This is a genomic window from Desulfovibrio fairfieldensis (assembly GCF_001553605.1).
In the GTDB taxonomy this organism is placed as follows: domain Bacteria; phylum Desulfobacterota; class Desulfovibrionia; order Desulfovibrionales; family Desulfovibrionaceae; genus Desulfovibrio; species Desulfovibrio fairfieldensis.
In genome coordinates this window covers 1,519,472-1,544,684 of sequence record NZ_CP014229.1, presented here as the reverse complement: position 1 = coordinate 1,544,684, position 25,213 = coordinate 1,519,472, and the positions used below count along the sequence as shown (strand labels likewise).

Below are 25,213 nucleotides of genomic sequence, written 5' to 3'. Positions count from 1 at the left end.
CAGCCCCCGCGACAGGGAGTGGATTGAGATCATGGCCGCCTATGAAGCCGTTATCGGCCTGGAAGTGCATGTGCAACTGGCAACGGCCTCCAAGCTGTTCTGTTCCTGTTCCACCAGATTCGGCCAGCCGCCCAACACCAATGTCTGCGAAGTCTGCGCGGGCATGCCCGGCGCGCTGCCCGTCCCCAACCGCCAGGCCGTGCATTACGCCGCGCTGGTGGGCCTGGCCACCAATTGCGCCATCAACCGCCGCTCCATCTTCGCCCGTAAAAACTATTTTTATCCGGATCTGCCCGCGGGTTACCAGATCTCGCAGTTTGATCTGCCCATCTGCGAGCACGGCCACCTGGATATCGTGGCGGAAGGCCAAAGCAAGCGCATCGGCATTACCCGCATCCACATGGAAAATGACGCGGGCAAAAACATCCACGCCCAGGGAGAGAACGCCAGCTACGTGGATCTGAACCGCGCGGGCACGCCCCTGGTGGAGATCGTTTCCGAGCCGGACATGCGTTCCGCCGCCGAAGCCGTGGCCTATCTCAAGACGCTCTACGGCATCGTGACCTATCTGGGCGTCTGCGACGGCAATATGGAGGAGGGCAGCTTTCGCTGCGACGCCAATGTTTCCCTCCGGCCGGTGGGCGCGACGGCCTTCGGCACGCGCACCGAGCTCAAAAATCTCAATTCCTTCCGCAACGTCCAGCGGGCCATTGAATACGAAATAGCCCGCCAGCAGGATGTGCTGGACGACGGCGACAGCGTGGTGCAGGAAACGCGCCTGTACGACGCGGTGAAAAATCTTACCGCCTCCATGCGCAGCAAGGAAGAGGCCCACGATTATCGTTACTTCCCGGACCCGGATCTGTTGCCCGTGGAAATAGAAGCCGCGGAACTGGAACGCTGGCGGGCCGAACTGCCCGAATTGCCTCAGCCCCGTGCCGGTCGTTTCATGGAGCTGACCGGCCTGCCCGAGGCGGAAGTGGAAGTGCTGGTGCAAAGCCGGGCTTTGGCCGACTTCTTTGAGGCCGCCGCGCAGAAGGCCGATCCCCGCAAGGTGGCCAATTACGTACTGGGACCGCTGTTGCGCGAATGCAACGCGCGCAACGTACCCACTGGCGACCCGGCCCGGTGGGCCATGAAGCCCGAAGCCCTGGCGGAGTTGGTGCGTATTGTGGATCAAGGGTTGATCAGCGCGAAGATCGCTAATGACATCTTCGGCGACCTGTTCAGCAACGGCGCCATGCCCGAAGCCTACGTCAGGGAAAAGGGCCTGGGACAGATTTCCGATTCCTCGGCCCTGGAAGCCGCCGTGGATGCGGTAATTGCCGCCAACCCGGCGGAAGTGGAGGCCTATAAAGGCGGCAAGACCAAGCTGATCAGCTTCTTTGTGGGCCTGATCATGCGCGCCACCAAGGGCAAGGCCAATCCCGCACTGGTCAACGAGCTGCTGAACAAAAAGCTGCAATAGAGCAGTTCACGCATGAAATGCGTCAATTGCTCTGCAAGGATTTGTCTGCAACTTCTTGCCGCGAAATGTGAGTAGCGTGTTAAATGCTCTGGCAAAACCGGGTTCAAGTGAATAAAAGACTCGGGCCTGTCGGCGATGTCGTCCGCAGGCCCGTTTTTTCGTCAGGGCGCTCTGTTGGTTTCGAGGTCGGAGAAAAGGCTAAACATTGAGGTTCAACCCGGACAGCAGGGAGAGATTACCGCCCGAGTAATTGCCGAAATAGGAACTGGCGCTGCCCGAATCCGCCCACCAGGCGGCCATGGATTCGATCTGGATGCGTTTGCGCATGGCCGTGGGCGAAACCTGCATGGCTTTGCGGGCGTCGTCAATGCCGGACAGGGTTTCGATCTGCCGGTATTTCTTGATCAGATCGGGGTTGTCGTCAAAAAACTGCTGTACCTTGTCGCGGTCGGCATGGTCGCTGATGACGGTCACGCTGCCGTCGTCATTGACCTGGATGGAAAACTTGATGTTCGGGTCAACGCCCAGGCTGTCCAGGCCGTCATGGAGTTTTTTGCCCGCCTCGCCCTGCTTGTCCAGCACGGCCTGGATATCATTGAGTCCGGCATTATTCACGCTGATCTGCACAGGGCCTTCGCTGTTCAGGCGCAGACTCACGGCCGAGGCGTCTACATCGCGTTTTTCCAATTGCGCCTTGACCGCGTCGGCCAGTTTGGGATTTTCCTTCAGCCATTGGTTGATGGCCTCGGCCTGCTCCACATCATTGCCGACAGCCAGATTGCCTTCGTCGTCTAATTTGAAGTTCAGGCCGTTGGTCATATCCACGCCCATTTTCTTAAGCGCCGCGCGCAGATCGTTGGTCAGGTCCGCATTGCTGTTCAGTGCCGACTGCATATTGTCGGCGGTAGTATTGATCACACTGAGCTTGCCGCCGGAACCGACGCGCAGATCCACCGCGCTTTCGGCGTCAATGCCGGCATCGGTCAGAGCTTTGCGCAGATCCTTGCCCAAGGCGGGATTGGCGTCCAGCCAGGCCTGCGCGGCCTTTCTGTCCGAGGCGTCGTCGCTCGCGGCGGTCAGCTTGCCGTTTTTATCCAGGCTGAAACTCAGGCCGTTGATGTCATCAATGCCTATCCCGGCCAAGCCGTTTTTAACGCTTGCGCTGAACTCGTTCTGCAACTGTTCGCGGTATTTGGTGATCTGGTTGAAGGTCACCCGGCTGTCGCTGGAAAGCCCCATGGCATCCATGGCATATTTGGTCAGCTCCACCATGCTGGAAAGCTGGTTGGTCATGGACGTGTTGCCGAAGAGGCTGTTCAGGCTGTTGGCGGAGGAGCTCTTGGAGCTGCCCGAGCCCGTGCTCTTCAATTGCTGGCCCTGCCACTGGAGCAGAATGTTGTTATAGTTGCCGATGCCTGATATGCTCATGGTTCCTCCCGGCAGATTTTGCCTGTGCCCGGCGCGCGGGCCTGCCGCAGACAATTTTGCAAATATCGGGCCAGGAACGATGCGGGTCGGCTTCCAGGCATGCCGCCGACCGGGCCTGTCGTTTGAAAAGATGGACAGTCCCGCTGAAATAGGCTAGATATGGCCTATGGCAGTACATTCCTCCATGCTGGAGACAGTGGAGTTTGACGACCCCGCCCTAGCCAACCAGCTTTTCGGTCCCCACAATGCGCATCTCGACCTCTTGGCGGCAGCCAGCGGCGCGCATATCGGCAATCGCGGGGCCAGCATCTTTATTGAGAGCCCGGATCCGGACGTGCGGCAGAGCCTGTGCAATGTCTTTGTGCAGCTCTACGATCTTCTGCGCGGCGGCCTTGCGCTGAGCCAACAGGACATGGCCCGTGCCTACGAGATGCTCAGGGCCGATCCCGGCTTGAACCTCGGCCAGGTCTTCCGTGACGCCGTCTTTGTGAATACGCCGCGCAAAACCGTCACCGCGCGCAATGTGGCGCAAAAGACCTATCTGGAACTTTTGCGGCGGCATGAGTTGGTTTTCGCCGTGGGGCCCGCGGGCACAGGCAAGACCTATCTGGCCGTGGCCATGGCCCTGTCCATGTTTCAGCAGCACCGGGTCAAACGTATCGTGTTGACCAGGCCGGCTGTGGAGGCGGGCGAACGCCTGGGCTTCCTGCCCGGCGACCTGGCCGATAAGGTGAACCCGTATCTGCGGCCCCTGTATGACGCCCTGCACGACATGATGCCCCAGGCCAAGGTGGCCTCCATGCTGGAAGTGGGCTCTATTGAAGTGGCCCCCTTGGCTTTTATGCGCGGGCGTACCCTCAACGACGCCTTCATCATTCTGGACGAGGCCCAGAACACCACCCAGGAGCAGATGAAGATGTTCCTGACCCGCATGGGCTTCGGCTCGCGCATGGTGGTCACCGGCGACACCACCCAGATCGACCTGCCCATGCAGCCCGGCGGCGCCCGGCCGCGCTCGGGCCTGATCCATGCCCTGAACGTCCTGCATAACGTGCCCGGCCTTGCCGTTCATCGTTTCAGCAAGGCCGACGTCGTGCGTCACCCCCTTGTAGGAGCCATTGTCAGCGCTTATGACCACGCAGAAAAAGACGGTGCGTCCGGCTAGCATCCTGGCGCTTATCCAAACGCTGAAAGTGCGGCATCACTGCGGTTGGGGCCTGTGGGCGCTGATCGGCACGCTGCTTTTTCTGGCCCTGCTGGCCGGGGCCAATTTCGAGGCCGTGCAGCGGATTTACGTGGCCGGTCAGGTGGCGGAAAACGACGTCATCGCGGACCGGGATATTTTGGTGGAGGACACCCAGGCTACCAAGGCCCGCCGCAAACAGGTGCTCTTGCTGCAACCTCCGGTCTATGACCTGAGCCTTGAGCCCTATACCCAGTTTCAGAGCCGGGTTCTGGAAATCCTGCGCAGCCTGAACAATGCGGGCGAGCAGAGGCCCGTGCCCGACGCCCCCTTGCAGCGCCTGGTGGAAGAGCTGACTCCCGCCGTGGCCGACGAAGTGCTGCCGGAACTGGCCCTGCCCGAAGTGCAGACCTATCTGCTCAAAAAACTGCTGCCTCAAATCCGCGAGCACATGGCCGAAGGCTTGGTGGGCGACATCCGCTCGGCGCGGGTGGGACGCTCCGGCGTGATCATCCGTAATCTTGACACCAATGCGGAAATTTTGCGCCCGGACGTCAACTCCCTGCCGGACGTGCAATCCTTCCTGGCCGAGATATCCTCGCAGATCCGGCAGGCTCCCAGCCTTAATCCGCAGTCCCGCCGGGCCATCAATATTTTGCTCTCAGCCACCTTGCCCGCTTCCCTGACCCTGAACCGCGAGGCTACCCAGAAACGCGGCGCGGCCGTGGTGGCGACGGTGGAGCCGGTTTATTATCAGATCCAGAAGGGTGAGCTGGTGCTGCGCAAGGGCGAGCGCGTGAGCCGCGAGCAGCAGATCAAATTGCAGACCCTGTACAAATCCGCCTCTGATCCCATGCGCTGGAGCACGGCGGGCGGCGCGTTTCTCTGCACTCTACTGCTTTCCGTGGGCTTTTTTGTGGCCCCCAGCGGCAAGCCCGGCACGCCGTTGCGCTGCAAGGACATGCTGCTCATCGCCCTTTTGCTCTTCCTGTTCGGCGTGGGCGCCAAGAGCGTCTATCTGCTGGGTCTGCGCATGGACAGCGTAAGTCTGCTCAATTCCTTTGCCGCAGCTTTTCCCGTGGCCGGGGCCGTGGGTCTGGTAGCTATGGTGTTCGCGGCCCGGCGCTACTGTACCATGGGCCTGTTGCTTTCTCTCCTCTGCATGCTCATGTTTCAGGCGGACTATCCGCTCTTCATTTACTATTTTCTGGGCGGCATGCTGGCGACCTGGCTGGTGACCAGCGCGCAGAGCCGCCAGGATGTGGTCTGGAGCGTGATTCCCCTGACCGTGGGCCAGATTTTGATCTGGTTCGGCACGACGCTGCTGGCCCAGACGCCTCCGGCGGAAATCCCCGTGCAGTTGACCGCCGTGGCTATCAACAGCCTGCTTTCCCTGATTCTGCTTTTCGCCGTGAGCCCGGTGCTGGAGCTGACCTTCGGCTACAGCACGCGCTTCCGCCTTATGGAGCTGATGAGCCTGGAACAGCCCCTGATGCAGGAACTGATGGTCACCATTCCCGGCACCTACCATCACTCCTTGGTGGTGGCCAACATGGTGGAGGCCGGGGCCAAGGCTATCGGCGCCAACAGCCTGCTCTGCAAGGTGGCGGCCCTGTATCACGATGTGGGCAAGCTCTCCTATCCGGAATATTTCATCGAGAATCAGTTCGGCGGCCCCAACAAGCATGACAAGCTGGCCCCGTCCATGAGCGCCCTGATTCTGCTCTCGCACGTCAAAAAAGGCACGGAGCTGGCCGAGCGCTATAAGTTGGGCCAGGAAATCACGGACATCATCCGCCAGCACCACGGCACGCGTCTGGTCCGTTTCTTCTATCAGAAGGCTCTGAACCTGGGCGAAAAGCCGCGCGAGTCGGATTACAGCTATCCCGGCCCGCGTCCGCAGACCAAGGAAGCGGCCATCCTGATGCTGGCGGATTCCGTGGAGGCCAGCAGCCGTACCCTGACCGATCCCACGCCCGCGCGGATCAAAAGCCATATCGACACTATTATCAAGGGCATTTTTTCGGAAGGGCAGTTGGACGAATCCGAATTGACCTTTAAGGATCTGCATTTCCTGAGCGAAAACTTTCAGCGTATCCTGACGGGTATTTTCCATCAGCGCATCGCCTATCCGGAAGCCAAGATCAAGGACGTGACTCAGGCCGACAAGAGCAGGACGGAGGCCAAGCCTTGCGACGGCAAGACCCAGCCCTGCGGCAAAAACGGCGCGCCGCTTGCTCGCCCCGGCGGGGAACCCCTTGGTCTGCCCGCTGCCAAGACGCGCAAAAACGAGACCGGCCGCCCGGGAACCCCGGCGACCGAGCCGCAGTCCGGCAGCGGAAATTGAGGCCATGGCCCTGGCGAAAGTCCATACGCAAGCCGCGCGATGCGCGGAGCGGGTGCGGATACTGCCCCATTACGCCGCTCATGCCTGGCTGTTGCCCCTGAACCGCCGCGAGCTGGCTTTGGCCCTGCGGATCATGTTGCGCGCCCTGGCCGATGCCGAAAGCGGCGCGCCTGACAGCGTGGAGCTGCATCTGTTGGACGACGCGGCCGTCAGCGCGGCCAACCGGCGTTTCATGAACTGCATGGGGCCCACCAATGTGCTTTCTTTTCCCGGCGGCGAGGACCTGCCGGGCATATTGCTGCTTTCTCTGGATACGCTGGCGCGGGAATGCCTGCTTTACGGACAGGAGCCGGCGGAGCACGCCTTGCGGCTGCTGGCCCACGGCATGGGCCACCTGGCGGGTTTGGACCACGGCCCGGCCATGGACCGGGTGTGCGCGGCCTGTTTTGATGCCGCGCGGCAGGCTCTGCGCGTCTAGAGCAGATTACCTTTGAAACGCTTTGCGTTTCAAAGGGGGCATTCCAGAAAAAAGCGGTTATCGCTGCTGTCGATCCCCGTATGGTTCCGTTGTCGCCAACGGGGACAGCCCTTCGGGCTGCCTTCGGTCGCTTTTCCGGAATCCACGCCGCATTGCTCTTGATGCCTGTACGCCCTTTGGGTTACAGGCACGGCCCTACGGGCCGCCCGTCGGGTCGGTCTTCGCGGTGCGCCTCATCGTGTTCGGCGTTAGAGCATTTCAAAGTTGAAATGCTCTAACGCGTTGAGATATTTTCAATATCAAAACGCTCTAAGGCATCAGTGCGTTGAAGCGGGGTCAGCGGGCAGTTCCGCCAGAGCCCGGCAGTGCAGTTCGCGCAGCTTGCGCGCGGACTGTTCGCCTTTGTTTCGCCAATCCGGCGGCAGGCTGACGGCCAGCAGGGCGGCCAACTGTCGGCGTGCTTCAATGCTGACGCGGCTGTTGCTGTCCGCGTCGGCCAGCCGCCAGAACGGCGCGCTCAGACCGGCCTGATGCACGCGCCAGAGCAGGTCGCGCCGGGTGCCGGGACGCAGGGTCGGGAACATCCCGGCTTTCATGTGCTCGGCGGCGGCCAGCGCGCCCGCCTTGCGAAAAAGCACGGGCAGGCGCAGACGCTCGGCCAGGGCCAGTGCCGGAGCGACGCCGCGTCGCTCGTGGCCGTAATGGTGCGGGAGCAGGGACGGGTCCGTGCTGACTTTGCCCAGGTCATGGCACATCGCCATCCAGGCGGCCAGGGCGTCGCCTGCGGTGAGATTCATGATCCGCAGCGTATGGCCCAGGACGGAATTTTTATGCCAGCGCGCCGGTCCGGCCGGAATATCGCGGGCGGCCTCCAGCTCCGTGAACCAGGGAGACAGCGCGTTTCCCTTTGCCAGGATTTCAAAAAAACGCGCGGGTGCGGGCGCGGCCAAGGCTTTGCGCAGTTCGCGGCAGACCCGTTCCGCCGGGATGGCCGCCAGAGTGGCGGCGGGCAGGGCGCGCATCTGTCCGTAGGCAGCGTCGTCCACTTGCCAGTCCGGCCACTGGGCCGCGAAGCGGGCCAGACGGAAGACCCGCGCCGGGTCGTCGGCCAGGGCCGTGGACGAGGCGGGCCGCAGGCGGCGGGCGCGCAGATCGGCCAGGGCCTCGGGATGGAAGCGCAACAGGCCGCGGCTGTCCAGAGCCATGGCATTGACGGTGAGATCCCTGGCCAGAAGGTCCGCTTCCAGGCTGCCGCCGCGCAGGGGCATGCATTCCCGGCCGCGCCAGAGGCAGACACGCACGCTTTTGCCCACCGGCCGGGCGTCGGGATGGGCGGCCAGAAAATCGGCCATGTCGCCGGAAAAAGCGAAATCCAGCTCAACGGGCACGCGGCCCAGCAAGAGGTCGCGCACGGCCCCGCCCACGAGGTAAAGTTCCATGAGTTCAGTATGCCACAGCCCGGAGCGCGGGGAAAGCGCCTCCGTGCCCGCCGCGAACGGCGGCGGCTCTGTCCGACCGCCTTTTGTCTGGCGTTTCGGCGAGGTCTCGTCCAGCCTGGACGTGGCTTTTTTGTTGTCCGGGCGCGGGTGGCTGGACGTCTGGGACAGCGTCCAAGCCGTCAGCCAGACGTCGGGACGCGGGCAGTTGCGGCGGCACTGGGTATCGCCGCCGGGCAATATCTATGCCGCCCTGCGTCTGCCCTCGCTGCCGCCCTTTGACGGCACGGCCGCGGCCCCGGCCACGGGCCTGCTGCTGGCCTGCGCCCTGCGCGCCGAAGGCTGGCCCGTGCTGCTCAAATGGCCTAATGACTTGGTGCTCTCCCTGCCTGAAGGCCCCCGCAAGCTGGCTGGCATTCTGTTGGAAGAGCGGGGCGGCGTGCTGCTGGCCGGCATCGGCGTCAATGTGTCCTTTGCGCCGCCCGACAATGCGTTGCGAGCCGACGCGGCCCTGCGCGCCGCCAGCTTGGACCGGCACCCTGTTCCGGGACGTCCAGCGCCTCTGGCCGAAGAACTGTGGCAGCGGCTTGTAAAGCATGTGCATTCGGCATATAACAACGGCCACTCTCTTTCCGAGCAGTGGAAAACACGGGCTGAACAATTGCTGCTCTGGCGCGGCAGGGACGTGGAGCTGATCGACGGAGGTCGTAGCGTCCGCGGCAGACTGGAAGGTCTGACCCCGGCGGGGGGGCTGCGCCTGTTGCGCAACGGCCGCTGTGAGGAATGGTTAAGCGGAAGCCTCCGGCTTTCCGAAAGATTATCATAAAGGGCTGAAAAGGCATGGCCAACAAGACATTCGCGGAAGTGCAGGATTTTCTGAAGGGCAAGGTCATTCTGGTGGCGAACCGGGGCATTCCGGCCCGGCGCATTTGCCGTTCCATCCGGGAGCGCTTTGACGCGGTGGCGGCCATGACCGCCACAGACGTGGACAAGACCGCTCCTGCCGCCTCCACGGCCCAGGAGTTGGTGCTGCTGGGCAGCGAGCCGCGCGCGTATCTGGACATCGACAGAATCATCGACATGGCCAAGCAGCGCGGCGTGGTGGGCATCCATCCCGGCTGGGGCTTCGCCTCCGAGGACACGCGCTTTCCTCAACGCTGCAAGGAAGCCGGTATTACCTTTATCGGCGCCACGGCCGAGGCCATGAACCTCTTGGGCAACAAGGTCCAGGCGCGCGAGGTGGCCCGTAAACTGGGCATTCCCGTGGTGCCCGGTTCCGACGGAGCGGTGGATATTTCCACGGCCCGCCGTCTGATCAGCGAGATTGGCCTGCCCATCATGCTCAAGGCCGAGGGCGGCGGCGGCGGCCGGGGCATTTTCGCCATTCATAACGAAGCCGAGCTGGAAGACGCCTTTTTCAAGGCCTCTTCCATGGCCCAGGCCTCGTTCGGCAACCCGCGTCTTTTTGTGGAAAAATTTCTGAGCGGCGTGCGCCACATTGAAATCCAGGTCATCGCCGACATGTACGGCAATGTCTTCGCCTTTGATGAACGCGACTGCACCGTGCAGCGCAACCATCAGAAGCTGATCGAAATCACGCCTTCGCCCTGGCCGGGTGTAACCCGCGAGCTGCGTGAGCGCCTCAAGGATTATTCCCGCCGCCTGGTGCGCGCCGTGGGATACCATTCTCTGGCCACGGTGGAATTTCTGGTTACGGCCGAGGGTACGCCGTATCTGATTGAAGTGAATACCCGTCTGCAGGTGGAACACGGCATCACCGAGTGCCGCTACGGCATCGACTTGGTGGAAGAGCAGATCGCCGTGGCTTTCGGCGCCGAGCTGCGCTACCGCGAGGAAAACCTGCGGCCTTCCTACTGCGCCATGCAGGTGCGTATCAATTGCGAAAATCCGCAGGACAACTTCGCGCCCAACTCCGGCCTGATCTCGCGTTATGTTTCGCCCGGCGGCCTGGGTGTGCGCCTGGACTCCAATATCAGTGCTGGCTATGAGTTCCCGGCCAACTATGATTCCGCGGGCGCGCTCCTGATCGCCTACGCCCATGACTGGGAAAAGACCCTGGGCATCATGGACCGCGCTCTGGGCGAATACGTCATCGGCGGCATCAAGACCACGATTCCTTTCTTCCGCAAGGTCATCAAGAATCCTTTGTTCCGCAAGGGCGACATCAATACCAATTTCATCGCCGACCATCCCGAGCTGATGCTCTATACGGATCTGGCCCCGGAAGGGGAGCGCCTGGCCCGGCTGGTGGCTGAAATTTCGGCCAAGGGCTTCAATCCCTATGTGCAGCTCGGGGAATACCGTTCTGCCACCACGCCCTGTCTCGGCCCCTTCGAGCCGGTGCTGCCGACCATCAGCACGGCCGCCCGGCGACAGCCCTCGCCCTACCCGCAGGGCGACAGACTGGCGACCCTGGATTTCATTCGTGATTCCGGCTACGTGCACTTTACGGACACCACGCCGCGCGACTTCACCCAGTCCAATTCCGGCAACCGCTTCCGCTTGGCCGAGGACAGGCTCATCGGTCCTTACCTGGACAATGTGGGCTATTTCTCCATTGAGAATGGCGGCGGCGCTCACTTCCATGTGGCCATGATGGCCAATATGACCTATCCCTTCACCGAAGCCCGCGAGTGGAACAGCTTCGCCCCCAAGACGCTCAAGCAGCTGCTGGTGCGCTCCACCAACGTGCTGGGCTATACGCCCCAGCCGCGCAACCTGATGCGCAAGACCGGGGAAATGATCTGCGATTACTACCAGGTGGTGCGCTGTTTCGACTTCCTCAACCATGTTGAAAACATGCGGCCCATCGCTGAAGTGGTGATGTCCCGCAAGGACGTCATCTTCCAGCCCGCTTTGTCCATGTCCTGGGCCAAGGGTTTTGACGTGGCCCATTACCTCAACGTCACCGAAGCAATTCTGCGCATGGTGGGCGACGTCATGGGCGTGGACCCCAAGGAGGCTTCACGCCATATCATCCTGGGGCTCAAGGATATGGGCGGCGTCTGCCCGCCGCGCTTCATGACCGCTTTGGTCGGCGCCCTGCGCAAGGCCTGGCCGGAACTGGTTCTGCATTACCATCGCCATTACACGGACGGTCTTTTCGTACCGGCCTGCGGCGCGGCGGCCAAGGCCGGAGCCCACATCCTTGATGTGGGCCTGGGCGCGGCGGTGCGTTCCTACGGGCAGGGCGACGTGCTCTCCACCATGGCATATCTTGAGGACGAACTGGGCCTCCAGTGCCACTTGAACAAAAATGCCCTCCGCGACGCCAACTTCGTCTGCAAGCAGATCATGCCCTACTATGACCGTTACTGCGCGCCCTATTTCCAGGGCATCGACTATGACGTCACCCTGCACGGCATGCCCGGCGGGGCCACATCCTCCTCGCAGGAAGGGGCCATGAAGCAGGGCTACATCCATCTGCTGCCCTATATGCTCAAATTCCTGGAAGGCACCCGCCAGATCGTGCGCTACCATGATGTGACGCCCGGTTCGCAGATCACCTGGAATACGGCTTTTCTGGCCGTCACCGGGGCCTGGAAGCGCGGCGGCGAGGAAGAAGTGCGCTTTCTTCTCGAAGTGCTGGGCGAAGTGACCCGCACCCCCGAGGCGGAACTCTCGCCGGAAATGCACAAGGCCCGGCTTTCTATCTACCAGGACTGCAACGACGCCTTCCGCAATCTGCTGCTGGGCAAATTCGGTAAACTGCCTCTGGGGTTCCCGGCGGACTGGGTATATGAAAGCGCCTTTGGTTCCGATTGGAAGTCCGCCATTGCCAGGCGCACCGAAAACTCGCCTCTGGAAACGCTGCCGGACGCCAATCTGGCCGCGGAGGAAAAGGCCTGCACCGAAATTCTCAAGCGGCGGCCCAATGAAGAAGAGTTTGTGCTCTACCTCAACCATCCGGCCGACGCTCTGAAAACAGTCCAGTTCAAGGCCAAGTTCGGCGATCCCAACAATCTGCCGCTGCATGTCTGGTTCGAAGGGCTGAAAGTGGGACAGGATCTCTATTTCAACGATACCAGCGGCAAGCCGCACCATCTGGCTCTGCTGAGCATTTCCCGTCCCAACGAAGCGGGCATTTCCATCTGCCGCTACGTGCTGGATTCGGAATTCATGAGCTGCGAAGTGCAGGTCAGCCAGCCCTCCGCCCAGAAGGGCAAGGGCACGCTGATGGCCGATCCCTCCAACCGATACCATGTGGCCGCGCCCAGCAACGGCGACCTGTGGGTCATGTACGTCCATCCCGGCGAGGTGGTAAAGGCCGGCGAAGAACTCTTCAATGTCTCGATCATGAAGCAGGAAAAGGCTGTGCTGGCCCCGGTGGACGGCATCGTCAAACGCGTGCTCAAGACCGCCGACTTCAAGGAAAGCAAGCAGATGGTTTCTGTGCGCGAAGGGGAACTGATCGTGGAACTCGGGCCGGTGCCGCGCATGTGCAGCAATGAAGCCTGCGGACAGCCCATTCCCATGGAAAACGCGGCATTCTGTCCCTACTGCGGTTCTCGCGTGGGTTAGAAGCTATGGACAGTTTTGCATTACTGGTATATGTCGCATAGAAGAGCGCTTTTTCTTTCCCGTCATACCGGAGGAAATCATGGCTAAAAGTCCCGCCGCTAAAACAGCGCAGGCCAAGCCCAAAACCAATTCTGCCGAATTGATTCAGAAGAAGCTAGTGCTGACCGGCGCGGACATCGTGAAGCTCGGGCCCGAGGCGGAATTGCTTGTCGGCGGCAAGAACTATAATACGGCCCTGATCAGCCAGATTGAGGGTATTCAGGCGCCGCATTTTCGTGCGGTTTCTTCGCTGGCCTTTCATCGTCTGCTGGATGAAACCAAGGTCAATGGCCGTGTAGTGCGCTCTGTGGTGGATAAAGAGTATGGTCGCATTGACTGGAACGATCCGGAAATAAATCAGGATCCCGATTTCCTGCAAAAATTTGTACGCCAGTTGGGCAAGCAGAGCCATGACGCCGCCAAGGCCGAGGGAGAGCAGTCGCATACAAAATTGCGAACTTTTATTAATAATATTGTGGAAGGTTTTGCCACATCTCCTGAGGGTATCGACCAGCTGCGCAAGCGCTCGGTGATGGTGCAGGCCGCCATTCTTTCCGTGGATATGCCCGCTGAAGTGGATGAGGCCGTGCGCGGGGCCTACAAAGCCATCTGTGAGGAAAACGGCGACGACATGACCCCTGTGGCCGTGCGTTCTTCCGCCGCCGGCGAAGATTCGCGCAAAAAAGCTTTTGCCGGTCTGCAAGATACTTATCTGAACATGGTAGGTGCGGATAAGGTGGTGGAAGCCTATCACTGGGACTGTTCCTCTGCTTACAATCTGCGCTCCATGACCTACCGGCGAGAAGCCATCCTGGACGCTCTGGCCCGTGCCGAAGAAACCGGCGACGAATCCATTGCCGAAATGGCAAAACAGGAATGGGCCATTGAACATACGTCTCTCTCCGTCTGCATGATGCAGATGATCAATCCCGTGATTTCCGGCACGGCCTTTTCCGCCGATACGGCCACAGGCTGCCGGGGCACGGATCGCAAGGATCTGGTGAGCATCGACGCCAGCTATGGCCTCGGCGAGGCCGTGGTGGGCGGCAAGGTGACGCCTGACAAGCTCTATGTCTTCCAGCGCGACGACGGCAGCGAGGTGGTTATCCGCCAGATGGGCTGCAAGGATATGAAAATCGTCTATGACGAAAAGGGCGGCACGCGCGAAGTGCCCGTGCCCGAGCTGGAAGCCCTGCGCTGGGCTTTGTCTCTGAGCCAGGCTGAACGGGTTGCCAAGGGCGTGCGCGCCGTGAGCAAGGCCTACGGCGGCATGATTATGGATACGGAATTCTGTATCGACGCCAACGACAAGCTCTGGTTCGTGCAGGCCCGGCCTGAAACCCGCTGGAACGAAGATCTGGAACTGCATCCCACCACCATTTTCATGCGTCGCCGCGAGGTGGACGCCAAGGCTGCGGCCGAAGCGGAAATTCTGGTGGAGGGCAACGGCGCTTCACGCGGGGCGGGTCAGGGCACGGTGCGTTTTCTGCGCTCCGCCCTTGAGCTGAATAAGATTGCCAAGGGCGACGTGCTGGCCGCTGAACGCACAGATCCGGACATGGTGCCGGGTATGCGCGTGGCCTCCGCCATCATGGCGGACGTGGGCGGCGACACCAGCCATGCCGCCATCACGTCGCGCGAACTGGGCATAGCGGCGGTCATCGGCATTCAGCGGGTGGACGTGCTGCGCGCCCTGGACGGCGCGGAAGTGACCGTAGACGGTACGCGAGGGCGGGTCTACCGCGGCTTGCTGCCCCTGCATCAGGTGGGCGGCGAAATGGATGTGGCGAAACTGCCGCCTACAAAGACCAAAGTGGGCTTGGTGCTGGCCGATGTGGGTCAGGCGCTCTTCCTTTCGCGTCTGCGTAACCATCCCCAGTTTGAAGTGGGTCTGTTGCGGGCGGAATTCATGCTGGGCAACATCAGCATCCATCCCCAGGCGCTGGAGGCCTTTGACAACGGCGAACTGGACGGAGTTGTCCAGGCCAAGGTCAAGGAGCTGGAGAATCGTCTTTCCAAGGTGTTGCGCGAGCAGATGGCCGCCGGTCTGATTGTCTTTAATTTCAATCTGCGCGAATACGTGGGTGAAATCACCGGCCTGTCCGCTGAGGTCAGCGCTCTGGCCGATGCCGACAAGAGCCTGAGCGCCGAGGAAGTCCTGCTGCAGCATCGCAAAATGCGCGAGTTGGACCACAAGATTGACCAGCACATGGAGATGGCCTCGCGCCGTATCGAGGTGCTGAAGACTTCGCCCGATCTGGCGGATCATGTGCGGATCATCATGGGCTACGACGACGAGCTGGCCCTGCTGCCGTCCGCTGATTCGGAATCGGCCAAGCGCGCTGCGGAAATCGAAGCCAGCGTGGAAGCGCATGTGCAGCGGATTCAGGATCTGCCCGCTGTGGTCAAGCTGCTGGAAAACATCCTCCATCTGCGCGAGGAGATTGGCCTGCGTACCGGGCTTAAAAAGGAAATGGACGATGTGCGCAACCTGCCGGAAAAAATCCGCGGCCTTATCAAGGCGCGCGGTTTCCGCACCGGCAAGGAGCACTATGTCCAGACCCTGGCCCAGAATCTGGCCCTTTTTGCCATGGCCTTCTACGGCAAACCCATTACCTACCGCACCACGGACTTCAAGAGCAACGAATACCGCAACCTTCTGGGCGGCAATCTTTTCGAGCATCAGGAAGCCAATCCCATGCTGGGTTATCGTGGCGTTTCGCGGAATATCCATGACTGGGAAATAGAGGCCTTCAAGTTGGCGCGCGGCGTTTACGGCGGCAGCAATCTGCGTATGATGCTGCCCTTTGTGCGTACCCTTGAGGAAGCCCGCTCCATGCGCTGCTATCTGGACCAGGTGCACAAGCTCAAGAGCGGCCACGACGGCCTGAAGATCATCCTCATGTCCGAACTGCCCTCCAACGCCATTCTGGCGAAGCAGTTCGTCAGCGAGTTTGACGGCTTCTCCATCGGCTCCAACGACATGACCCAGATGGTGCTGGCCACGGACCGTGACAACGCGCGCCTTGCCCATATTTATGATGAAGAGGACCCGGCGGTGGTCTGGGCCATCCTGGTCAGCATCTTTACCGGCCAGAAGTACGGCAAGAAGGTGGGCTTCTGCGGTCAGGGCGTTTCCAACAGCGTCATTCTGCGCGGCTTGGTGGCTATTGCCGGGATTACCTCGGCCTCGGTGGTGCCGGACACCTATTACCAGACCGTCTTTGACATCGCGGCTGTGGAAAAGGAAAACATCCCCACTTCCCAGCTCGGCAAATGGCTTGGACAGCAGCACCATAAGCGGCTGGCGGAGCTTATGGAAACCGCCGGTTACGGGCATATTCTCAAGAAATACACGGAACCGCAGGACATTCAGGAATGGTACGAAGGCGAGCTGCAGCGGCGGCATGAACAGTTGCGCGAGCATCTGGACACGCCCAAGGAAGGCTTCTACCGCGCCGAGTTGCAGAGCTTCCGTTCCACCTTCCACAAGCCGGTGATCTACGCCACCTGGAATTGGGACGATACCGTGCTGGATGCCCTGCATCAGTCTGGTTTTGAGAACTTCGATGAGCAGGCCAAGGCGTTGGAGATCTCCCGCGAGCTGAATGCCTAGCTTTTAGTTAATCTACTCTAAAAAACGGAATATACTGAAAGTGGCCAGGGTCCTACGGGATCCGGGCCTCTTTTTTTTTGGGGGGGGAAGATTGTTGCCTGTGGTGATTATGAAAGCACTGCACCACCAAGGCAATTCACCATTTCAAATGTGAATTGCTCACACGCTATGTGCGAGCGGCTCGAATTTCTGCTGCCGCAGGGGAGGAATGAGAGGGGCGACAGATGAAAAGGGGAGCTTGAGCTCCCCTTCATTGTTATTGCTTTGCCGTGGCGGCAAATTGTTGCTGCTGTTTGCCCTGGTCTCCGCCAGGCCCCATACTCACGGCCTTGGAGGTGGACATAAGGTAGATCTCATGCGGGTCAAGGATCAGAATCACGGAGCCGTCGCCCATGATAGTGGCCCCGGAAATGCCTTTGAGATCGCCAAGATACGCACCCAGGGGCTTGATGACGATTTCCTGGCGTTCCAGAAGTTGATCCACGACCAGACCCAGACGGCGTTCATTATCATGGATGACCACCACGGACAGGACATCGGGCAGAGGGTCGGTACGCGGCAGGCCGAGCATTTCCGAAAGTTCCACAATGCCCAGCACTTCGCCGCGCAGGGTGACGGCCTTACGTCCCTTGACGTCGGTGAGACGTTCAAATTCTATCTTGGTGGTTTCCGACACGGCGTCCAGCGGAATGGCGTACATCTGGCCGGACACATTGACCATCAGAGCGTCGATGATCGCCAGGGTCAACGGCAGGCTCAAGGTGAAGCGCGTGCCCTTGCCCACTTCGGAATAGGTGTTGACGCTGCCTTTGAGATTTTTGATGTTGGTGCGCACCACATCCATGCCCACGCCGCGCCCGGAAATATCCGTGATTTTTTCGGCGGAGGAGAATCCCGGCGCGAAAATCAGTTCCATGGCCTCACGGTCATCCAGCTGCGCCGCTTCCTCGGGCGTGATGACGCCCTTGCGGATAGCCACTTCGCGCATTTTATCCGGGTCAATGCCCTTGCCGTCGTCTTCAATCTCAATGGCGACGGAATTGCCCTTGTGAAAGGCGCGCAGGGTGACCTTGCCCTTGGGCGCCTTGCCCGCAGCAACTCGCACGTCTTCCGATTCAATGCCGTGGTCCACGGAGTTGCGGATCAGATGCACCAGAGGATCGCCGATAACCTCCACCACGCTCTTGTCCAGTTCCGTTTCTTCGCCTTCCATGATCAGATCTACTTCCTTGCCGCTTTTGCGCGAAAGGTCGCGGACCAGGCGGGGGAAGCGCGAAAAGACCGAAGAAACGGGCACCATGCGGACTTTCATGATGGTGTCCTGCAAATCGTCGGAAATACGGGCCATGGCGTAGGTGGTTTCCGAAAGGCTCTGGGCCACTTCCGAAATATTCACGTTCTCGCCGCCGCCTTCAAGGGAGCGGGCAATAAGGGTGTAACGGTTGCGGTTGATGATCAGCTCGCCGATCAGATTCATCAAATGATCAAGGCGCTCGTGATCTACGCGGATAGTGGAGGAACTCTTGTGCGCTTCACCCGCCGGAGCGGCAGCCGACGCTGCCTTTGCGGCGGAAGTCATGGGTTTGGGCTTGGCGGCGGCCGCCGCGGGGGCGGGAGCCGTTTGGGCGGCTGGGGCCGGAGCGGAGGGAGCTGATGGGTTTGGTCGCGCCGAAGTTTTAGGCGTGGGCTCGGTTTTGACTTCCCCGGCAGGCGAGGGAGTGGGGTGCTGCTTGGCCGCCTCCGGCTTGGGTGGTGCCGTTACGGCGGAAGTCGCCCGGGCTTCGGGAGTCTTGGAAGAAACCTCGGGTGCGGAAGAGGCTTCGGGAGTCTGGGCGGAGGAACCCACGTCAGGGCCGATTTTACCTTCGTCCAGCGCCTTTTGCACCATATCGTCGATAATGCTTACTTCCTGGCTCAGCAGGTCAACCATCAGTCCGAAATCTATGCCGCTGATGCGGCCCTGATCCACAATGCCCGCCGTGCGTTCAGCGTAGACCTTGATTTCCGTCTGGCCCACAAAGCTGCAGGCGTTTCTGACGGCGACAAGACAACGGTATACAGCGTCTATGGATTCCTTGTGACTGCCGTCTTTTTGCAGGGTTGCCAGAGCGGCGCGGATGATTTCGATCTGCTGGCGCACCGTCACGCGAAAGACATCGACGTCGTCGCCCTCGGAACCTACGGGAATAATGGTGGGATTGACTACTTCCACAGGCGCGGCCTCTTTTTCCGGAACCTCGTCCTGCGTGTCGCTGCCGTTGTCCGCCATGCCGGGCGTCCCGTTCTGGGCAGCCAGCAATTCTTCGGGCAGAGAAATAGCGCCCCCGGCCAGAACCTGCTGTAACTGTTTGATGACCGGGCTGGTGTCGAAAGGCGTGGCTTGGCCGCTGGCGACCTCGATTTTTTGCACCAGGCCTTCCATCACGTCCGCAACCAGCAGGAGCAGGTCAATAAGCTCATGGCTGGGCGTGATTTTGCCCTGGCGCACATTGTTGAGCAGCGTTTCGGCTTCATGGGTCAGGGCATTGAGCTCATTGTAGCCGATAATGCCGCTGTTGCCCTTCATGTTGTGGAAAAAACGGAAGAGATCGTTGACCAGATCGTCCCGGCCGGTGGGGTTTTCTTCCAGTTCCAGCAACCCGTCATTCAGGCTCGCGATAATTTCATAGGATTCGTCGATGAAATCCTTGAGATGGCCTTCGCCAAAAGCGGTAAGCGCGTAGGACTCGCGACAGGGCAGAGCGGCGACCCATTCCTTGGTGCTCAGACCCGGGCTGTCATTGTCTTCAGCCGGGCTTCCTGCAGACTGTGCCGATGCCTCGGCTTTCGCCACCGGTTCGAGAGCTTCGGCGGCAAGCGGAGCGTCTCCCATCGGAGGCGCGGCCTCTTGCGGCGCGGCGGGTTCCGGTTGGGGCGTGCTGTCGCCAGCCATAATGGCTTCGATCTGCGCCATGATGTGCTCGATTTCCACATCGCCTTCGGCATTGGTGACTTCGAGATTGTCGATCATCTGGCGCAGGGCGTCCGTGGAGGCCAGGATTACATCCATGATCTCCGAGGTCACCACCATGCTGCCTTTGCGCAGTTCATCCAGGATATTTTCGGATTTGTGAGCCAGCTGGTTGATACGGTTCAAGCCCAGAAAGCCGGAAGCTCCCTTGAGAGAGTGCATGGGCCGGAAAATATCGTTGAGCAAGGCCAAGTTGTCCGGAGTTTTTTCAAGCTCCAGCAGATTCGGCTCGATGGTTTCGAGGTGTTCCTTGGCTTCAGCGATAAAATCCGCGAAAAGTTCCGGATCAAAAAATTCCTGGCTCATACCCATACCTTCGTTTGGCTGAAAGAGCAGAAGTGCTCCAGGTGGGGCACATACTGCTTTTCTTATCGGCTAGCCAAGAAGCATCTTTATGTTCCGGACCATTTTTTCCGGCTGGGCGGGTTTGACCATGTACAGGTTGGCTCCCAGGCTCATGCCGGTCTGGATGTCCTGTTCCTGGCCTTCGGTGGAAAGCACGATGATGGGGATATCCTTATAGGCGTCCTGCGTGCGAATGGTCTTGATGAAGGTGAAACCGTCCATACGCGGCATATTGACGTCTGAGACGATCAAATCCACCGGCTCAAGGCTGTACAGTTTTTCAATGGCGTCCAGCCCGTCTTCGGCGGTACTGACTTTGAAGCCTTCGGACTTGAGCACAAAAGCCACTAGATTGCGGATGGTCTTGGAGTCATCAACGACCATAATGTGTTTAGGCATAATTCGTTCCTGTCCGTCATATGTGGGACTGTCATGGATTCCGGAATATATCTGGACACGTTAGTCAGTCTTTGTCACTTTTGCAAGCAGGTCTTTCTGAAAAAATTATTTGTAATGATGCAAAAACACGGCATATCAGGTTGCAAGAAGTTTTTGCACAATCATGTCAGGAGCAAGAATGCCGCATACATGATCATTTATATCGGCTATCCCGCATAAAAAATCTGCACTGGTGCCCAGCTGAACTTCTGCATTCCAGGTTATTTTATCTTGTTCAACAGTATGCATAGTTTGCACTTTGTCGATAATCAGACCTAGTTGCATTTGTTCAGCGGTGCAGACAATGATGAAACTCTGCGGCGTGTAGCGATAGTCCCGCTCCAGGGTGAGCAGGGCGTCCAAATGGAGCAGGGGGGTTACGCGCCCGCGCAAGTTAACGACCCCGGCCACAAACTGCGGGGCCAAGGGCAGCCTGACCAGTGGCATATGCCGCAATACTTCCTGAATGGCCGTCACGGGCAACAGAAAGGTCTGCTCCCGCACAAAAAATGAAACCATCTGAACGCGGGCTTCGTTCCGCAACCTTTGCTTCAGTGAAAGCTGTTGCGTCGTCGCCGCTGTCTCTCTGGCGACCGGCAACGCCGCGTCCGGTTCCAACACGGGCAGACCGGCCAGAGCGTCATTGCCGAGATACTTCTGGACGAAAGCCTGCTCAGCGTCGCTCAACCCGTCGTGCGTGCAACGAGAATCCAGTGCCTCAAAGCACTGGTCGGAAAAATATTCTTCCGGCGTCTTTACCATAAACCGAGCACTTCCTCAGCCAGGGCGTCATAACTCAGCGCGCCCCTGGATTGCGCGTTAATATCGTAAATAGTGCAGCCCAAGGCGCTGGCTTCGCGAAAATGCGTGTCCACGCCGATGATTGTTGTGAAGAGGGCATGTCCCATTTTGCGCCGCATCAATTCCAGCACTCTGGTGCAGGCCTTGGCCCTTTTATCATACATGGTGGGCACCGCCCGATAACGGACGGGAGTCGGCAGCACCTTGTTCAACGTGTGCAATGTGTCAAACAGTAATTTAAGGCCGTGCAGAGCCAGAAAATCCGTCTGAATGGGGATAATCAGCAGGTCGGCCGCCACCAGGGCGTTGACCAGCAAAATGCCCACATGCGGCGGACAATCCAGCACCACAAAGTCATAGCCGTCCGTGAGGCTGCATAAGCTGCGGGCCAGTACGCTGCCCTTGGCGCTGCGCTCCCGGAAATCCACTTCCAGCTCCGAAAGACGGATGCTTCCCGGCGCGATATCCATCCCCTGCAAGACCGCCGGGCGGATGAGCTCCGGCCAGATTTCAGGCCAGGCGCCGTCCCGCGCCAGAAAAATATCATACAGGCTGGTGCGCAGTTCCTCCGGATAAATCTTGGCGTGCAGCGTAGCGCAGGCATGCGGGTCAAGATCCAGTAGCAGGATCTTTTTACCGCGGCGTGCCAGCGCGCTGCCCAGCGTCAAGGATGTGGTGGTTTTGCCCACCCCGCCTTTCTGATTGGCTATGGCCAGAATTTTCGCGCCCATGACGGCATGGCATCAACCCAGTTTGCGGTAGACGATTGTACCCTTGTGATGCTCAAGCTGGAACGCGCGGCTGATATTGTGCAGCGATTCCGAATGGCCGATGAGCAACGCGCCGCTGGGTTCCAGATTATCGTAAAAGGCATTGATGACCTTCCGCTTCATTTCGTCGTCAAAGTAAATGATGACATTGCGGCAGAATACGATCTGCGATTTCTCCACCCGCCGGAGCTGTTCCTTGTCGCTCAGGTTGATCTGCCCGAAGGAGATGAGCCGCTTGAGCATGGGATCCACCTTGTAGAGATTGCCTTCCTTGCCGAAGTAGGTGGAGACAATTTCCTTGGGCGTGGTGCGCAGGGCGTATTCATTGTACACGCCGCGCCGGGCCGCGGCGAGCACGGCATCCGAAAGGTCGTTGGCCGTGATCTTGATGTCCCAGGTGCGGATGTCGCTCTTGAGCACCTCATGCAGGATGATAGCCAGCGTGTAGGGCTCTTCGCCCGTGGAACATCCGGCGGACCAGATCCTCAACTTCTTCTGGCCGGACTTTCTGCATTGCTCCAGGGTTTCGGCCAGCACGGACTTCTGGAAAACCTCCAGCTGCGGCGGATTGCGGAAAAAACTGGTTTCATTGGTGGTGACCACCTCAAAGAGCTTGTTCAGCTCCTTGCGCCGGTTGGCGTCGAAACGCAGAAAATTGTAATATTCATTGTAACTTTTGAGATTCAGTTCCTTGATCCGGTTGGAGAGCCGGTTTTCCACAAGATATTTGCGGTTTTCGGCAATAAAAATGCCACATTGCAGATAGATGAAATCGCGCAGCAGCAAGAATTCCTCGTCGGAAATCTGCAAATCCTTGCGAAAGGGCGAGGCGGCCCGGAACGCGGGAACCGTCTGCCCCTGTGGCCTGAAGGCCGAACCGGGCTGCAGCGTCGGGCGCTGGGGTTCGGCGGTCTGCTGACGGAGCAGGGAAGGACGCGCGGCGCTGGTCGTACCGAAAGCCGATGTCGGCGCTGTTCCGTCCGCCCTGGCGGCGGGCTTGGCAAAGGAGCGCAACGGAGGTGTCGTCTGGCTCTGTCCGTCCGCAGGCGGCTGACCGGCGGGTCGGAAGGCGGAAAACGGGCGCGTGCCGGTCTGGGGAGCGGCGGGTGTACTTTGCGCGGATCTGAACGGCGAGCTCGCGGGTGCGTCAGCGGCCGGGGCAGGCGTTCTGAAAGCCGATCCGGGCTGGTTTTGTCCGGCGCCGGAAAACGCGGATGGCTGTCTGGGCTTGTACAGCGAGGTGGGCCGCTCCGCAACGCCCGTGGCGGCGGCTTGAGCGCCGGGCTTATTCTCGGAGGCCTCTGCCTTGGAGTCCGATTCGCCGTTTTTGAATAAGGACGTTTTGGGAAAAAGCGTGGGAGGGGTAGCCATAATTACTCCTGTTCCGCCTGAATGGCGGCCACGGCATCAGCCGCCGCATGCTGGATTTCGAGATCTTCGTGATCCATCATGCCCAGCAATACGCTGAAGGCGACATTGCCGCCGATCCTGCCCAGCGCTTCAATGATCTTAAAAGCGATCATGGGACTCGCGTGTTCCAGCATCTGCGCCAGGGTGGGCACGGCTTCGGTATTTTTATTCACGCCCAAGGCTTCAATGGCGCGGATACGTACCCAGTCGTTCTCATCCCTGAGGGCGGTGACCAGATGCGGCATGACCGCCGATGTGCCGATTTGCCCCAGAAGATCCACCAGTGCCACGCGCACATCTTTGTCTTCGTCAAACAACCGGGGCAGCAGGCGAGGCAGATAGCGCTCCGCCGCGCCGCCCATGTTCAGAAAGGACTCCACCGCCACCCGGCGGATGGCGGGATCCGCGTCCTCCAAAGCTTCCGTGATTTCCGAAAGGTTCTCGGATACGCTGTAACGCCCCAGAGCATACACGGCCATCATGCGCTGCATGGCATCGTCGCTGCGGAAGCGCTCTTTGAAGCGCTCGTTCAACTTGGAACTGTGCAGGTTGATGCAAGCCTCCAGGGCCATTTCCTTCACGTCCACATAGCGGTGTTCGAGCTGGCTGAAGACCACGTCCTCCACGTCCGGACAGGTATGCTGATTGCCGAAAAAGACCAACGCGCTTTTAAGCACTTCGGCGTCTTCGCATTCGTCGATGATGGAGAGGAAGAAGGGCATATCGTCGCAACTGCCCAACTGCGCCACTTCCGCCACGGCGGCGCGTTGCAGTTCGCGGCTCACGCGCCAGAAGAGGTTCTTGATTTCCTCCACCGGGCGGTGGTCGTCCATGAGCTGGCAGGCTTCCATGGCGATCATGATCCGATTTTCGTCCGCGCTACGCAAGGCGTCGCGCACAATATCGTTGTAGCCGATGGAAGCCAGGGCCCTGATGGCGGCCTCATACAGCTCGGCCTTACGTTCCGGGTCCAGCTCGGATGCCAAGTCGAGGATGGCGCTGCTGGCCTCTTCCTTGCCGATGGCGCTGAGGCCCTGCAGGGCGGCCATCTGAATATCCTCGTCATTGTCGGAAAGCGCATCCAGGAGGTAGGCGCGCAGGCGCTCCTGGGATTTGGCGGCCAGGAGGGAGAGCGAGCGCCCGCTCAGAATCTGGACAATGGCCTTGACGATCTTGTGGCGCAGAATCACGCTGACGTTTTCCAGAGAATTAAACAGCAGAGGGATGGTTTTGATGTCGCCCAGACCGCCCAACGCGTCAATGATGGCCGAGCTGACCAGCATGGAAGATTGCGGCAGCAGTTGCACCAGAGCGTTGATGGCTGACGGATCCTTGATTTTGGCCAGGGCCTCCACCACGGCAAACTGCACCCATTCCTCATCGTGCATGGCCTGGCAGAGGTCGCCCACGGACTCGGGGAAGGCCAGGTTGCCCAGACTGACGGCCGCCTGGTAGCGCACATTGACTTCCGGATCCTTGAGCAGCGCGTCGCCGAGCAGCAGCGCGGACTGGTGGCTGCGGCAATAACCTAGAATATCGGCGATGAAGATGCGCAGGTCGGGATCGTCGTCGCGGAGGTAGGGCTGCATGCTTTCAATACTGTCCACCCCGATTTCCCGCAGGATGTCCATGGCTACATTGCGCACCGGCGCTTCGTCGCTACGCAGCAAAGGCAGCAAAGCCTCAATGGCTTGCGGCCCGCGTATTTTGCGCAGGCCGTATTCCGCGGCTTCCTGCACGCCGATGTTTTCGCTTTTGATTCGTTCGCAGAGCAGGGGCACAGCCTCTTCCATGCCCATATCGCCCGCGCTGAAAGCCGCGCTGCGGGCGTTGTCGTTGTCACCGGATCGAAGGGCTTCGAGAACCTGCGCCGCGCTGTATTGCGAATTTTCCATGCTCATA

General features: G+C 59.9%; 15 protein-coding genes. 7 read left to right on the top strand and 8 right to left on the bottom strand.

Annotation, left to right across the window (positions count from 1 at the left end; all coding sequences use genetic code 11):
- Nucleotides 1–31 precede the first annotated feature (31 nt).
- Complete coding sequence (gatB, locus tag AXF13_RS06540) at nucleotides 32–1,468, top strand: Asp-tRNA(Asn)/Glu-tRNA(Gln) amidotransferase subunit GatB (protein WP_062252109.1); 1,437 nt, start codon at nucleotides 32–34, stop codon at nucleotides 1,466–1,468.
- A gap of 198 nt (nucleotides 1,469–1,666) precedes the next feature.
- Here gatB and AXF13_RS06535 read toward each other — a convergent pair whose 3' ends face one another.
- On the bottom strand, nucleotides 1,667–2,896 hold the full coding sequence (locus AXF13_RS06535; protein ID WP_062252108.1) for a hypothetical protein: 1,230 nt from the start codon (nucleotides 2,894–2,896) through the stop codon (nucleotides 1,667–1,669).
- A 166-nt stretch (nucleotides 2,897–3,062) separates the two neighbouring features.
- Between AXF13_RS06535 and AXF13_RS06530 the strand changes: the two genes are divergently transcribed.
- From AXF13_RS06530 to ybeY, 3 genes are read left to right on the top strand one after another with little or no spacing between them, the layout of a single operon-like run.
- Entirely contained in the window at nucleotides 3,063–4,061 is a 999-nt protein-coding gene (locus AXF13_RS06530) for a PhoH family protein (protein ID WP_062252107.1), read from the top strand.
- Nucleotides 4,027–6,426 carry an HD family phosphohydrolase gene (locus tag AXF13_RS06525; RefSeq protein ID WP_062252106.1) on the top strand — a complete coding sequence of 800 codons (2,400 nt, stop codon included), beginning with the start codon at nucleotides 4,027–4,029 and terminating at the stop codon, nucleotides 6,424–6,426. Before AXF13_RS06530 ends, AXF13_RS06525 begins: the two co-directional genes overlap by 35 nt.
- Before the next feature lie 4 nt (nucleotides 6,427–6,430).
- Nucleotides 6,431–6,904, top strand: coding sequence for an rRNA maturation RNase YbeY (ybeY, locus tag AXF13_RS06520; protein WP_009301559.1), 474 nt, complete (start codon nucleotides 6,431–6,433; stop codon nucleotides 6,902–6,904).
- Between the two features lie 317 nt (nucleotides 6,905–7,221).
- On the opposite strand, the gene AXF13_RS06515 is transcribed toward ybeY, so the two are convergent.
- A complete protein-coding gene (locus tag AXF13_RS06515; RefSeq protein ID WP_062252105.1) occupies nucleotides 7,222–8,343 on the bottom strand; it encodes a tRNA nucleotidyltransferase/poly(A) polymerase-related protein in 1,122 nt (373 codons plus the stop codon).
- On the opposite strand from AXF13_RS06515, the gene AXF13_RS06510 reads away from it, so the two are divergent.
- The 3 genes from AXF13_RS06510 to AXF13_RS06500 all read left to right on the top strand — a co-directional run bounded on the left by AXF13_RS06510 (nucleotide 8,342) and on the right by AXF13_RS06500 (nucleotide 16,537).
- Nucleotides 8,342–9,166, top strand: coding sequence for a biotin--[acetyl-CoA-carboxylase] ligase (locus AXF13_RS06510; RefSeq protein ID WP_062252104.1), 825 nt, complete (start codon nucleotides 8,342–8,344; stop codon nucleotides 9,164–9,166). The two genes, AXF13_RS06515 and AXF13_RS06510, sit on opposite strands and share 2 nt — an antisense overlap.
- Nucleotides 9,167–9,180: 14 nt before the next feature.
- Nucleotides 9,181–12,882: a pyruvate carboxylase gene (locus AXF13_RS06505; protein WP_062252103.1), complete on the top strand. Its 3,702-nt coding sequence runs from the start codon at nucleotides 9,181–9,183 to the stop codon at nucleotides 12,880–12,882.
- A gap of 79 nt (nucleotides 12,883–12,961) precedes the next feature.
- Nucleotides 12,962–16,537 carry a PEP/pyruvate-binding domain-containing protein gene (locus tag AXF13_RS06500; RefSeq protein ID WP_062252102.1) on the top strand — a complete coding sequence of 1,192 codons (3,576 nt, stop codon included), beginning with the start codon at nucleotides 12,962–12,964 and terminating at the stop codon, nucleotides 16,535–16,537.
- A 256-nt stretch (nucleotides 16,538–16,793) separates the two neighbouring features.
- Here AXF13_RS06500 and AXF13_RS06495 read toward each other — a convergent pair whose 3' ends face one another.
- From AXF13_RS06495 to AXF13_RS06470, 6 genes are all read right to left on the bottom strand, one after another.
- Nucleotides 16,794–19,853 carry a chemotaxis protein CheA gene (locus AXF13_RS06495; protein ID WP_062252101.1) on the bottom strand — a complete coding sequence of 1,020 codons (3,060 nt, stop codon included), beginning with the start codon at nucleotides 19,851–19,853 and terminating at the stop codon, nucleotides 16,794–16,796.
- Nucleotides 19,854–19,922: 69 nt separating this feature from the next.
- Nucleotides 19,923–20,291 (bottom strand): response regulator, encoded by a 369-nt coding sequence (locus tag AXF13_RS06490; RefSeq protein WP_008683895.1) that lies wholly within the window; start codon nucleotides 20,289–20,291, stop codon nucleotides 19,923–19,925.
- A 135-nt stretch (nucleotides 20,292–20,426) separates the two neighbouring features.
- Nucleotides 20,427–21,092, bottom strand: coding sequence for a chemotaxis protein CheW (locus AXF13_RS06485; protein WP_062252100.1), 666 nt, complete (start codon nucleotides 21,090–21,092; stop codon nucleotides 20,427–20,429).
- On the bottom strand, nucleotides 21,086–21,862 hold the full coding sequence (locus AXF13_RS06480) for a ParA family protein (protein WP_062252099.1): 777 nt from the start codon (nucleotides 21,860–21,862) through the stop codon (nucleotides 21,086–21,088). The genes AXF13_RS06485 and AXF13_RS06480 overlap by 7 nt, the downstream gene beginning before the upstream one ends.
- 12 nt (nucleotides 21,863–21,874) lie before the next feature.
- A complete protein-coding gene (locus AXF13_RS06475; RefSeq protein ID WP_062254761.1) occupies nucleotides 21,875–22,711 on the bottom strand; it encodes a CheR family methyltransferase in 837 nt (278 codons plus the stop codon).
- 563 nt (nucleotides 22,712–23,274) lie between these two features.
- Nucleotides 23,275–25,212: a HEAT repeat domain-containing protein gene (locus AXF13_RS06470; protein ID WP_223299992.1), complete on the bottom strand. Its 1,938-nt coding sequence runs from the start codon at nucleotides 25,210–25,212 to the stop codon at nucleotides 23,275–23,277.
- Between the last annotated feature and the right edge of the window lies 1 nt (nucleotide 25,213).